Genomic DNA, 12,104 nt, shown 5'->3' with positions numbered 1-12,104 from the left:
GGTTTTCCAATGGAACTGAATCTGCCGCCCAAGGTCACGCCCCGCGCCTTCGCGCGGCTGGCGGAAATCAACGCCGCCTCGGGCGAGGACAAGGCGCTGCGCGTGGCGGTCGCGGGCGGCGGATGTTCCGGTTTCCAGTACGAAATCACGCTGGACGATCCCACGCCCGACGATCTGGTGCTGGAAGGCGCGGGACAGCAGGTCCTGATCGACACGGTATCCCTGCCCTTCCTTGCCAACGCGACCATCGACTTTTCCGAGGAACTGATCGGCGCGCGCTTCGTGATCGAGAACCCGAACGCGACATCGTCCTGCGGCTGCGGAACCAGCTTTTCGATCTGAGGCCCCGCTCCGCCCGGCCAGGCGATTTCGGGCGATCGGCGGGGCAAAGCTTGCCCTCGCATCCGATCCCGGCGAAAAGAAGCCAAGCGAGGGAGAGCGCCGATGAAGATCGCCACATTCAACATCAACGGCGTCAAGGCGCGGATCGAGGCTTTGACCGCATGGCTGGACGACGCCAGGCCCGATGTCGCGCTCTTGCAGGAGATCAAGTCGCTCGACGAAGGTTTCCCGCGTGAAATCTTTGAGGACCGCGGATTTTTCGTCGAAACCCATGGCCAGAAGGGTTTCAACGGCGTCGCGATCCTGTCGAAGCTGCCGCTGGAGGATGTCGAGCGGGGACTTCCCGGCGACGACAGCGACGAACAGGCGCGTTGGATCGAAGCGACAGTCGTCGGCAAGATCGCGGTGCGGCTCGTGGGGCTTTATCTGCCCAACGGCAACCCTGCGCCAGGTCCCAAGTTCGACTACAAGCTGGCCTGGATGGACCGGATGAAGGCTCGCGTCGCTCATATGCTGACGCTTGAGATGCCGCTGGTCTTCGGGGGCGATTACAACGTGATCCCCGACGCGATCGACGCCGCCAAGCCCGAGGCCTGGGTGGATGACGCGCTGTTCCGCCCCGAATCCCGCGCGGCGTTCCGGTCGATCGTGAACATGGGCCTGACCGAGGCGATCCGCACCCGCGACCCCAGGCCGGGCATCTACACGTTTTGGGATTATCAGGCCGGCGCCTGGCAAAAGAACAACGGCATTCGCATCGACCACATGCTTCTGAGCCCTCAAGCGGCGGATGTTCTGATCGACGCCGGGATAGACAAGGCGGTGCGCGACGGCGACAAGCCTTCGGATCACGTGCCGGTCTGGATCGAACTGGACGCCTGACGGCATGGGCTATCCCGACACCTACTACGCGCGCACGGCCGCCGACCAGAGCGAGCGCCCCACCCTTTCGGGGCGCGAAGAGGCCGATGTTGTCATCGTCGGCGGCGGGCTTGCCGGCTTGACCACGGCGCTGGAACTGGCGCGCGCGGGCAAGCGGGTCGCTCTGCTCGAAGCCCGAACCGTGGGTTTCGGCGCATCCGGCCGCAACGGCGGGCTGGTCAGCCCCGCCTTTGCCGGCGGAGACGAGGCGATAAGGGCGCGCGTGGGGCCAGAGGCCGCCCGCGCGCTTCACCGCCTTTCCATCGAGGGCGTGGAAAGACTGCGGTCGACCATTCGCGACCTGAAGATCGAAAGCGCCGGGCTTGTTCCGGGGCTGTTGAGCTTGCGGCGCTTCGACAAGGCCGATGACCTCAGGGCTCACGTCGCGGAATTCGCCGAAGTCTACGGCTATCAGATGACTTATCTGAACCGCGAGGAACTGGCCGGGCACGTCACAAGCCCTCGATATTTCCACGCGATCCACGATCCGAACGCGTTCCACATTCATCCACTGAACACGCTGCGCGCCATCGCGTCAGAGATCGAACGTCTCGGCGGGCGCATCTACGAAGCATCGCCCGCGACGGGCGCGATGCTTGAAGGGGCCGTCAAGCGCGTGGAAACGGCAACCGGCCGGATCGAGGCGCCCTGCGTTGTCTTCGCGACTGGCGGCTACACCGGCGGGCTGGTTCCCCGCCTGCGCCGCGCGTTTCTGCCCATCGCCACCTACATGATGGCTACCGAGGCCGCGCCCGATCTGATCGCAACCGCGATCCGCACCAGGGCCTGCATGTACGACGACCGCCGCGCAGGCGACTACTACCGCCTTGTCGAGGGCGGGCGGCGACTGTTGTGGGGGGGACGGATCACCACGCGGGCGGCCGATCCGGCCGGCATCGCACGCGAGCTTCGGCATGAGATGCTGGTCGCCTACCCCCAGCTTCAGGGTCTGCGGACAGAGATTTCGTGGTCGGGACTGATGGGCTATGCGCGCCACCTGATGCCGCAGGTGGGCGAAATGGCCCCCGGCGTCTGGCACATCACCGCCTTCGGCGGCCACGGGCTCAACACCACGGCGATCGCGGGCAAGGTGCTGGCCGAGGCGATGCTGGGCGAAAGCGACCGCATCCGGATGTTCGCGCCCTTCGGACTGGACTGGGCGGGTGGCACACTGGGCCTGATGGCGGCGCAGCTGACCTACTGGAAGCTGCAGGCGCAGGATCGCTGGCGCGAACGCGGCAGTGGCATCACGCGGTGACGTCGTGGCCGTAAAGCCAGTCGAACCGGCCCAGCATCGCCGACGGCGCGAACCGGTTGACAAGCTTGAGCCCGATATGCGCGACGTCGCGCCTGATCCCTGAAAGGTGATAGTTGCGGGCGTTGGCATTGGCCGCCGCGACGATCTTCCGCACCCTTGCCAGACGACGGTCCTGATAGGCGATCAGACCGGCCTCGGGCGTCCCGGCAGCCGAAAGGCAGCTTGCCAGCACCCAGGCATCTTCAAGCGCCATGTTCGCCCCCTGCGCCAGGAACGGCAGTGTCGGGTGCGCGGCGTCGCCCAGTATCGCGGCCCCCTGGCCATGCCAGCGCTCGGCGACCGGATGGCGGAAAAGCCCCCAAAGGTTCGGACGCTCGATCCGGTCCAGCCAACCGCGCACCTCGGGCACGAAGTCCTCGAAGGCGATACGCAGGGCCAGGGGATCGTCGGTCAGGGACCAGCTTTCCTCGGCCCAGCGGCGGCGTTCCTCGACCGCGACGATGTTGCGCAGCCTGCCGCCGCGCAATGGATAGCTGACGACGTGCCGCCCCTCACCCATGAAGACCTGCGCGACCGGCCGAATGCCCGGCTCGGCGGGCAGCGTCGCGCGCCAGGCGACCTGATGGGTGAAGAACGGCGCGATCCGGCCGTTAAGCGCCTCGCGAACCTTGGAATGCAACCCGTCCGCGCCAATCAGCAGGTCGACCTCGGTCTCAGCGCCCTGCGCGGTCCGGATCAGAGGGCGCGTCTGACCGAGCGTGACGCTGTCGATCTTTTGCAGCAGCCGGATTTCCACGCCCGCATCGCGCGCGCCCTGGGCCAGGACCGATATCAGGTCTGCCCGGTGAAACAGCCGGAAGTGGTCCGACGGCCTCTGCCGCAGCAGGTCGAGCTTCAGCACGACACCGCCGGTTTCCCCGTCGATCAGTTCCACCGCCTCGGTGCGCAGGCCCTCGCGTTCGAATTCAGCGCCAAGACCCAAGGCCGCCAGAACGCGTTGCCCGTTCGGCGTGATCTGCAACCCTGCTCCGACCTCGCGGATTTCCGGGGCTTGTTCCAGGACCGTGACGGCGGCCCCCTTCATCGCCAGCGCCCGCGCAAGCGCAAGCCCCGCGATCCCAGCGCCGATCACCGTGACGCGTTGCCCCTTCAAGACCACCTCCGAAAATGAAGGCGCCGGAGTCAAAGGACTCCGGCGCCGATTCTTGCCGACCCGTCGTCCGGGGATCAGTCGTCGCGATGAACCCGCTCGCGGCGTTCGTGTTTTTCCTGCGCCTCAAGCGTCATGGTCGCGATCGGCCGCGCATCCAGGCGCTTCAGCGAAATCGGCTCTCCGGTCATCTCGCAGTAGCCGTATTCGCCATTCTCGATCCGGCGAAGCGCCGCGTCGATCTTTGTCACGAGCTTGCGCTGACGGTCGCGTGTCCGCAGTTCCAGCGCGCGGTCCGTTTCCTCGCTTGCGCGGTCGGCCAAGTCGGGCACGTTGCGCGCGCTGTCCTGAAGACCCTCAAGTGTTTCTGCGGACTGCTCAAGAAGCTCATTCTTCCACGAGGTCAGCTTTCGACGGAAATACTCGAGCTGCAGCTCGTTCATGAAAGGCTCGTCCTCGGCGGGACGATAATCCTCGGGAAGAAAGATTTCTGCCTTCATCTCTGCTCCCTTCCTGCCTCCGGATCCGTTCGTCATTTTTGCAATCGTCATCCGGTACTCCACGGGCGCTCCCTTAGCGCAACGGCGGGGGGTTGTCACTAGCTGTCGCCCAGCCTTGCGGCATTTTGATGGCCCGCGTATCTCTAAAATCAGGCACTCGCCGGATGCGGAGATACAAGATGATGAAATTCAACGGAACGGCGAGTTATGTCGCACCCAGGGATCTGACCGTCGCTGTAAACGCCTCGGTCACGTTGGAGCGGCCGCTTCTGGTGAAGGGCGAGCCGGGCACCGGCAAGACTGAACTCGCCCGACAGGTCGCGCAAAGCCTTGGCCTTCCGTTGGTTGAATGGCACGTGAAATCAACGACCAAGGCGCAGCAAGGTCTGTACGAATACGACGCGGTCAGCCGGCTTCGTGACAGCCAGCTTGGCGACGAGCGCGTGCACGACGTCGCGAACTACATCCGCAAGGGCAAGCTCTGGCAGGCGTTCGAGGCCGATACCAAGGTCGTTCTGCTGATCGACGAAATCGACAAGGCCGACATCGAGTTTCCCAACGACCTTCTCCAGGAACTCGACCGGATGGAATTCCATGTCTACGAAACCGCCGAGACGATCCGCGCCCGCCACCGCCCGGTGGTCATAATAACCTCAAACAACGAAAAGGAACTTCCCGACGCGTTTCTGCGCAGGTGTTTCTTCCATTACATTCGTTTCCCTGAAACGGAGACGCTGAAGCAGATCATCGCCGTGCATTTTCCAAAGATTAAGGAAACCCTGCTGGCAGAGGCGCTGACGCAGTTCTACGAAATCCGCGAAACGCCGGGGCTGAAGAAGAAGCCCTCGACCTCCGAGGTGCTCGACTGGCTCAAGCTGATTCTCGCCGAGGACCTTTCGCCCGAAGACCTTCGGCGTGACCCGCGCCAGCTTCTGCCGAAGCTGCACGGTGCGCTGCTCAAGAACGAACAGGACGTAGCGCTGTTCGAGCGCCTGGCCTTCATGGCGCGTTCCGGGCGCTGAGGGCGCGAAGTCACGCCGCATAAGACGCGGCACGCGCGCGGGCGATTGCGCCTGCTGCGGACCACGCGCTAGTCTGGCACAGCCGGAGGACTCCATGACCGACCCCCTGATCATTCGCGCCATCGAGCCTTCGGACGAGCCTGACTGGCGCCGGCTGTGGCAGGCGTATCTTGCGTTCTATGAAACCGAGTTGCCGGAAAAGGTGTTTCAGACCACCTTCGCGCGCCTAACTTCGGGCGCGCCGGGTGAATACCTTGGCCTGCTGGCCGTGCAGGCGGGAAAGCCAGTGGGGCTTGCGCACTTCCTGTTCCATCGCACGTGCTGGTCCGTGGCGGACACCTGCTACCTGCAAGACCTGTTCGCCGACCCCGAGGTTCGCGGAACCGGCGTGGGGCGCGCCTTGATCGAGGCGGTCTATGCCGCGGCAGACCGTCACGGCGCATCCTCGGTCTACTGGATGACGCAAGAATACAACCAAACCGCACGGCGGCTATATGACCGCATCGGGGTCAAGACCCCCTTCATCGAGTACAACCGCCCCTGATGCGCTTCCCTTTCGCCTTTGTCATCGCCCTTGCCGTCACCGCATCCTGCGCGCCGGTGCCGCCGACGCCGCCCGCCGCGCGCGCGCCGATCGCCGATCTGCCGCCCATGCGCGTCTTCACGCAGAGCGCCCCGCAGCGCCCGCTTCGTCCAAACGCGGAAATGGCGCGCAATTTTCTTGATCTCGTGTTCCGGCTGGAAACCGGAGAGGAGCTGCCGATCCTGACGCGGTTCGAAGAACCGGTCTCTGTCACCTTTGCCGGAATGGTTCCCCCCACGGCGCAACTGGATCTGGACCGGCTTTTGTCGCGCCTGCGTTCCGAGGCGGGGATCAGCATCTTCTACACCGAAGGTCCAGCCGCGATCACGGTGGAGTTCCTGCCCCGCCGCACGATGCAGGCCTATGTTCCGCAAGCTGCGTGCTTCGTTGAACCCGGCGTTTCGTCCTGGCAAGAGTTCCGCGGCAAGTCGCGGTCGTCCCAAACCGACTGGACACGGCTCAGCCGCCGCGAAAGGGTCGCCGTCTTCATCCCCAACGACACTGCGCCGCAAGAGGTGCGCGATTGCCTGCACGAAGAAATCGCGCAGGCGCTTGGTCCGCTGAATGACCTTTACGAACTGCCGGATTCGGTTTTCAACGATGACAATTTCAACACGGTCCTGACCGGCTTCGACATGCTGATGGTGCGGGTGCAGTATGCGCCGGAGCTGGCCAACGGCATGACCCGGAACGCCGTGGCGATGCGGCTTCCCGAGATTTTCGCACGCTACAACCCCGCGGGCGAACGGCCGGCGGGCGCGCCCCTGCCTCCGACACCGCGTTCCTTCGTCAACGCCGTCGTCACCGCGCTTGGCCCCAAGGCGGCAACCGCGAAGCGGCGCAGCGCCGCAGCCCAGGCTGTCGCCATCGCGAAGGACGGGGGGTGGCGCGACGAGCGCACGGGATTTGCCCTTTACGCCTTCGGCAGGTTGATCCAGGGCCGCGACGCCGATGCCGCGCGCACGGCCTTTCTGGGCGCCCGTGCGGCCTTTTCCGCCATCCCCGGCGCCGACATCCAGCGCGCGCAGACCGAGCTGCCGCTTGCCACTTTCGAGCTGAGCCGAGGCAACGTGGACGGCGCGCTGTCCTTGGCGCGCGCAGCCATGCCGGCCGCGCGGCGATCCGAAAACGCGGCCCTTCTGGCCGAATTGCTTCGGACCGAGTCGGCCGCGCTGCTGGTCATGGGCCAGACCGAAAAAGCCGCCGCTGTCCGTCTCGACAGCCTTGGCTGGGCACGCTATGGCTTCGGCTCCGCCGAGGAAATCCGGAACTTCGACGAAAGCTTCCGGACGATCGAGCGCATGGCGAAGGGGATGACCAGATGATCATTGCCGCAGGCTTTGTCCTTGGGGCTGCCCTGGGTTGGATGACCGCCCGAAAGAAGGGCGGAAACAGCTTTGACAAATGGCAATATGCCATTGTCTATGCTATTCTTTTTTCGATCCTTGGACTGTTCGCCACCCTTTTCATCGACCGCATGACCTGAGCCCATGTTCCTCCCCTTCTTCGAAGTCCTTCGCAAGGCTGGCATTCCGGTGTCCCTGCGCGAGTATCTGGGATTTCTGGAAGGGCTCATGATCGGGCTTGCGACCTATGACGTCGAAACCTTCTACTACCTCGCGCGCACCGCGATGGTGAAGGACGAACGCCACCTCGACCGCTTCGACCGCGCGTTCGCCGAGGCCTTCAAAGGGGTGGAAGCGATCACAGCCGAACAGGTCCTTGAGGTCGTGAATCTGCCGGCGGAGTGGCTGGAAAAGCTGCTGGAGCGTACCCTGACGCCCGAGGAAAAGGCCCAGATCGAAGCTTTAGGTGGCTTTGACAAGCTTATGGAAACCCTCAGGAAACGCCTTGAGGAGCAAAAGGGCCGGCATCAGGGCGGATCGAAGTGGATCGGCACCGCCGGCACCTCGCCGTTCGGGGCCTACGGCTACAACCCCGAGGGCGTGCGCATCGGCCAGAACGAAAGCCGTCATCAACGGGCGGTCAAGGTCTGGGACAGACGCGAATTCCGCAACCTGGACGACTCGGTCGAGCTGGGCACGCGCAACATCAAGGTCGCCCTCAAACGGTTGCGGCGTTGGGCGCGCTCTGGCGCGGCCGAGGAACTGGACCTTGCTTCCACGATCCGCGCCACGGCGGAACACGGCTATCTGGACGTCCGGACCCGACCGGAAAGGCACAATGCCGTCAAGGTCCTGCTGTTTCTTGACGTCGGCGGCTCGATGGATCCGCACATCCGCGTGATCGAAGAGCTTTTCAGCGCCGCGCGGGCCGAGTTCAAACACCTGGAATACTACTACTTCCACAACTGCCTGTATGAAGGCGTCTGGCGCGACAACCGCCGCCGCTGGGACCAGCAGACCCCGACTTGGGAGGTGCTGCGGACCTACGGGCCGGACTACAAGGCGATCTTCGTCGGCGACGCCTCGATGTCGCCGTACGAGATCGCCCATCCCGGCGGAGCCAACGAGCACTGGAACCAGGAGGCGGGGCAGGTCTGGCTGGAACGCGCAAGGGGACAGTGGCCGGCGAACGTCTGGCTCAACCCGCTGCCGGAACGCTACTGGCCGCACACTCAGTCGGTCGGCATGGTCCGCCGCATCTTCGAAGGCGCGATGTTCCCCCTGACGCTTGAAGGGATCGGACGGGCGATGAAGGCGCTGACATGAAAGCCATCGCGCACCTGTGGCGCGAACAGCGGCTCGCGCTTTTGATCTTCGTGGGCGGAGCGGCCGTCGCCATCTTCTTTGCCGCGCGGCTGGCATTCTTCACGCTTTACTGGGCCGACCCGTCCCACCGCCAGCAGACGCCGGACGGCTGGATGACGCCTGGATACATCGCGCGCAGCTGGAATGTGCCGCGCGACGACTTGGCCCGTCATCTTCATCTGGAGCCGGGAAAGGATGGCCGCCTTACACTGGCCGAAATTGCCCAGGACCGTGGCGTGCCACTTGAAGTCCTTCTGAACGAGGTCGCTGCGTTCCTGGCGACCGAGGCCGGGAAATGAGCGACTGGCTCCTGTCGCTCCTGCCCGATTACGGCCTGTGGATCCTGGCGATCGGCACCTATCTGTCCTGTCTCGCGGTGCCGATGCCCGCATCGCTTCTGATGCTGGCCGCGGGTGGGTTCGCGGCGGCGGGCGACTTTGCGCTGTGGCAGGCGATGGGCGCAGCACTGGCGGGCGCGGTGGCCGGCGACCAGACCGGTTTCGCGATTGGCCGACTTGGCGGTCAACCCGTGCTGGCACGCCTTGAACGCGGACGCAAGCGTGCCGCGCTGGTGGCGCGGGCGCGGGCATTGCTGGCACGGGGCGGGGCGGCGGCGGTTTTCCTTTCGCGCTGGCTGGTCAGCCCGGCGGGACCCTGGGTCAACCTTGCCGCCGGCGCCGCAGGCACAGGTTGGGCGCAGTTTACCGCCGCGGCCGTCCTGGGCGAAATCGTGTGGGTTGGATTGTACACCGGCATGGGACATGTCTTTGTGGGCAACCTGACGGCGGCAGAGGATCTTATCGGATCCGTTCTTGGGCTTGTCGGCGGCGTGGCCGCGATGGTGCTGGCCGGCTTTTGGCTGCGCACGGCGCTTGGCAGCCGCGCGTGACTTCCGTTTCCAAATCCCCTGCCCCATATTCACACCATGTTGCGCCTCGTCCCGATCCTGCTGGCCGTCCTTTACGGCCTTGCGCTTTATCACTTCTCCGCCTGGCGTACCCGGCGCGAGCTGGACGCCCGATCACGGCCGCTGGATGAGCCTGCGCTGCTGAAGGAAATCGACCGCCTGGCCGATCCGTTGGGCGTTCGCCAGGTGCCGGTTCGCGTCTATGACATCGAGCCGGTCAACGGGCTTGCCGCGCCGGACGGCCGCATCTTCCTGACTCGCGGCTTCGTGCAGAAGTACCGCGCGGGTGAGGTCACGGGCGAGGAAATGGCAAGCGTCATCGCCCATGAACTTGGCCACGTCGCCCTTGGCCATGCCCGGCGGCGCATGATCGACTTTTCCGGCCAGAACGCGATCCGCGTCGTGCTGACGGCTGTGCTGGGACGGTTCCTTCCGTTCGTGGGCTTCTATCTTGCCAACTTCCTGACGGGACTCCTTGCCGCAAGGCTGAGCCGCCAGGATGAGTTCGAGGCGGATGAATGGGCCTCGGCGCTGCTGGTCAAGGCGGGGATCGGCACAGGTCCGCAGAAGTCGCTGTTCAGCAAGCTCGGCCGGCTGACCGGGACCGAGGGACGGCGACCGCCCGTGTGGCTGGCAAGCCATCCCGACACGGACGCGCGCATCGCCGCGATCGAGGCGAACGAACGACGCTGGGGCCTGCCCGCGCGTCGCGGATGAGCACGCAACCGCCCGCCCGCCTCAACTCGCCAGTGTCAGCGCCTTGCCCAACCTTGGCAGCTTTGCGCGTTTCAACAGCGGTCGCAGGGGTTGGGCTTCACCCGATAGTTCCTCGGCCCGGGCGCGGACGCGTTCGACCACTGCCGCGACCGGATCGGGTGCCGAAAGCCAGAGTTCCATCAAGAAACGATCGGGATCCAGCCGCGCGATCCCCTCTTCTGCCAGCGCCTGACGCGGAAAATCGGCCGCGTTGAAAGTTACGATGGCATCGGCGCCGCCGGCGATGGCGGCCGCCAGAACGTGAATATCGTTCGCGTCGGGCAGGTGCAGCCGCGCCGCAAGACCTGCACGCTCGGCGACCATCGCCTTCGGGAACGACGCGCGCAGGGTCGCGATTTCGCCCCGCGCAATCTCTTCGGCGCCTGGGCCCAGCTTGCGCGTCGCGCGCGCCCATTCCTCAAGGATGCGGTCGGACCAGAGGGGAGTGTAAAGACCCTGCGCCGCAACCCCGGTCAGGATCTCTCGCAAGACCGTCGGATAAAGGACGCAGGCGTCCAGAAGCGCCTTCATCCGTCCAGCCGGAAGAACAGCGCCTTGAGGTAACCCGACTCCGCAAGTTGCGGCAGCATCGGGTGGTCGGGCCCGGCATAGCCCGTATGCAGAAGCTGCCCGCGCCGCCCGCCGCGCCCGATCCCGCGGGCCGAGGCATTGCGGAACTGCGTCAGATCGGCCGCGTGCGAGCAGGAACAAAGGCCAAGATAGCCCCCCGGCGCGACGAGCGGCGCCGCCAGGCGCGCGACGCGCTCATAGGCGCGCAGTCCGGCCTCAAGCGCGGGTTTCGAGGGCGCAAAAGCCGGCGGATCGCAGACGACAAGGTCAAAGGTTTCGCCTTCGGCAGCCAGCGCCTCCATCACCGCGAAGGCGTCGCCCTGGCGGGTGGCGAAGCGTGCGCCCGCCCCCGCGGCCTCTGCCCCCCGCTCGGCCAGCGCGAGCGCCGCAGCCGAGGAATCCACGGCCAGCGCGCGCTCGGCCCCGCCCGCCAGCGCCGCCAGCGAGAAACCCCCGACATGGGCGAATACGTCGAGCACACGGGCGCCCTTCGCCAGGCGCTGTGCAAACGCGTGGTTCGGCCGCTGGTCATAGAACAGGCCGGTCTTCTGTCCGCCCAAAAGGTCGGCCATGTAGGTCGCGCCGTTCATCGGCACAGGGATCGGGGCCTCGATCACGCCGGACAAGATCGTGGTTTCCTCCGCCAGGCCTTCCAGACCGCGCGACCGGCCGGTGCCGTTCTTGATGATCCGGGTGACGCCCGTGACCTCGGCCAGCGCGGCGGCAATCTCGTCGATCAGCGTTTCGGCCCAGGCGGCGTTGGGCTGGATCACCGCGGCGTCTCCGAAGCGGTCGATCACCACGCCGGGAAGCCCGTCGGCTTCGGCATGGATCAGGCGGTAGAAGGGCGCGTCGTAAAGCCGGTCGCGCAGCGCGGCCGCGCGCGCGATGCGGGCCGCCAGCCAAGCGCGACCGATCACCGCCCCCGGGTCGCGGTCCATCACGCGCGCGATGATCTTGGACTGGACGTTGACTGTGACAAGGCCAAGCGGCCGCCGCTCTGCGTCCTCAAGCACCGCGAAGACCCCCGGCGCCAGCTTGGAGGTCCGCCGGTCCGTCACAAGCTCATCGGCATAGACCCACGGGAAGCCATGGCGGATGGCACGCGCCTCGGCCTTGGGGCGCAGACGGACGATGGGAAGCGGACTGTCGGTCATGGGATGTATCCGGGCGTGGTTTGCCTTCCCTTAAAGCCTTCGCAAGCCGGGCGAAAGGGCGCGCTTCCGGCAAACGCCCGCGTGACCCCGTTAATTGACGCAGGTGCGGCGAGTGCTGATCGCCACGGTGTCGGCGCAACTCGCTTGATATGGTCCACCCAATGGCGCGATACTTGCGCGACTGGTCGGCAACCGGTGCGTTGCCCCACTTGACCCCGGACGGAACA

Annotated in this window: 15 protein-coding genes; 11 read left to right on the top strand and 4 right to left on the bottom strand. The window is 65.6% G+C overall.

Annotation, left to right across the window (positions count from 1 at the left end; genetic code table 11):
• Positions 1-15 precede the first annotated feature (15 nt).
• The 3 genes from OEW28_RS08295 to OEW28_RS08285 all read left to right on the top strand — a co-directional run bounded on the left by OEW28_RS08295 (position 16) and on the right by OEW28_RS08285 (position 2,521).
• The gene (locus tag OEW28_RS08295; RefSeq protein WP_263734399.1) at positions 16-342 is read left to right on the top strand and encodes a HesB/IscA family protein; all 327 of its coding nucleotides are present in this window, start codon (positions 16-18) and stop codon (positions 340-342) included.
• A 102-nt stretch (positions 343-444) separates the two neighbouring features.
• Positions 445-1,224: an exodeoxyribonuclease III gene (gene xth, locus OEW28_RS08290; protein ID WP_263734225.1), complete on the top strand. Its 780-nt coding sequence runs from the start codon at positions 445-447 to the stop codon at positions 1,222-1,224.
• A gap of 4 nt (positions 1,225-1,228) precedes the next feature.
• Positions 1,229-2,521 carry an NAD(P)/FAD-dependent oxidoreductase gene (locus OEW28_RS08285; RefSeq protein WP_263734224.1) on the top strand — a complete coding sequence of 431 codons (1,293 nt, stop codon included), beginning with the start codon at positions 1,229-1,231 and terminating at the stop codon, positions 2,519-2,521.
• Here OEW28_RS08285 and OEW28_RS08280 read toward each other — a convergent pair.
• The gene (locus OEW28_RS08280) at positions 2,511-3,680 is read right to left on the bottom strand and encodes an FAD-dependent oxidoreductase (protein ID WP_263734223.1); all 1,170 of its coding nucleotides are present in this window, start codon (positions 3,678-3,680) and stop codon (positions 2,511-2,513) included. The two genes, OEW28_RS08285 and OEW28_RS08280, sit on opposite strands and share 11 nt — an antisense overlap.
• 68 nt (positions 3,681-3,748) lie before the next feature.
• A complete protein-coding gene (dksA, locus tag OEW28_RS08275; protein WP_263734222.1) occupies positions 3,749-4,171 on the bottom strand; it encodes an RNA polymerase-binding protein DksA in 423 nt (140 codons plus the stop codon).
• A 182-nt stretch (positions 4,172-4,353) separates the two neighbouring features.
• Here dksA and OEW28_RS08270 point away from each other — a divergent pair, with 182 nt between their 5' ends.
• The 8 genes from OEW28_RS08270 to OEW28_RS08235 all read left to right on the top strand — a co-directional run bounded on the left by OEW28_RS08270 (position 4,354) and on the right by OEW28_RS08235 (position 10,111).
• A complete protein-coding gene (locus tag OEW28_RS08270) occupies positions 4,354-5,193 on the top strand; it encodes an AAA family ATPase (RefSeq protein ID WP_263734398.1) in 840 nt (279 codons plus the stop codon).
• A 94-nt stretch (positions 5,194-5,287) separates the two neighbouring features.
• Complete coding sequence (locus OEW28_RS08265) at positions 5,288-5,737, top strand: GNAT family N-acetyltransferase (protein ID WP_263734221.1); 450 nt, start codon at positions 5,288-5,290, stop codon at positions 5,735-5,737.
• Positions 5,737-7,101, top strand: coding sequence for a DUF2927 domain-containing protein (locus OEW28_RS08260; RefSeq protein ID WP_263734220.1), 1,365 nt, complete (start codon positions 5,737-5,739; stop codon positions 7,099-7,101). Before OEW28_RS08265 ends, OEW28_RS08260 begins: the two co-directional genes overlap by 1 nt.
• Positions 7,098-7,262 carry a hypothetical protein gene (locus tag OEW28_RS08255; RefSeq protein WP_263734219.1) on the top strand — a complete coding sequence of 55 codons (165 nt, stop codon included), beginning with the start codon at positions 7,098-7,100 and terminating at the stop codon, positions 7,260-7,262. Before OEW28_RS08260 ends, OEW28_RS08255 begins: the two co-directional genes overlap by 4 nt.
• Positions 7,263-7,266: 4 nt before the next feature.
• Positions 7,267-8,448 carry a vWA domain-containing protein gene (locus OEW28_RS08250; protein WP_263734218.1) on the top strand — a complete coding sequence of 394 codons (1,182 nt, stop codon included), beginning with the start codon at positions 7,267-7,269 and terminating at the stop codon, positions 8,446-8,448.
• Entirely contained in the window at positions 8,445-8,786 is a 342-nt protein-coding gene (locus OEW28_RS08245; RefSeq protein WP_263734217.1) for a hypothetical protein, read from the top strand. Before OEW28_RS08250 ends, OEW28_RS08245 begins: the two co-directional genes overlap by 4 nt.
• On the top strand, positions 8,783-9,376 hold the full coding sequence (locus OEW28_RS08240; protein ID WP_263734216.1) for a DedA family protein: 594 nt from the start codon (positions 8,783-8,785) through the stop codon (positions 9,374-9,376). The genes OEW28_RS08245 and OEW28_RS08240 overlap by 4 nt, the downstream gene beginning before the upstream one ends.
• 36 nt (positions 9,377-9,412) lie before the next feature.
• Positions 9,413-10,111 (top strand): M48 family metallopeptidase, encoded by a 699-nt coding sequence (locus OEW28_RS08235; RefSeq protein WP_263734215.1) that lies wholly within the window; start codon positions 9,413-9,415, stop codon positions 10,109-10,111.
• A 21-nt stretch (positions 10,112-10,132) separates the two neighbouring features.
• Here OEW28_RS08235 and OEW28_RS08230 read toward each other — a convergent pair whose 3' ends face one another.
• Complete coding sequence (locus OEW28_RS08230) at positions 10,133-10,681, bottom strand: RSP_2648 family PIN domain-containing protein (RefSeq protein WP_263734214.1); 549 nt, start codon at positions 10,679-10,681, stop codon at positions 10,133-10,135.
• Complete coding sequence (locus OEW28_RS08225; protein WP_263734213.1) at positions 10,678-11,877, bottom strand: RSP_2647 family RNA methyltransferase; 1,200 nt, start codon at positions 11,875-11,877, stop codon at positions 10,678-10,680. Before OEW28_RS08225 ends, OEW28_RS08230 begins: the two co-directional genes overlap by 4 nt.
• Positions 11,878-12,104: the final 227 nt, after the last annotated feature.

This window comes from Albidovulum marisflavi, assembly GCF_025751435.1.
GTDB lineage: Bacteria > Pseudomonadota > Alphaproteobacteria > Rhodobacterales > Rhodobacteraceae > Albidovulum > Albidovulum marisflavi.
The sequence above is the reverse complement of the archived record's forward strand: the minus strand, read 5'-3'. Positions and strand labels throughout refer to the sequence as shown.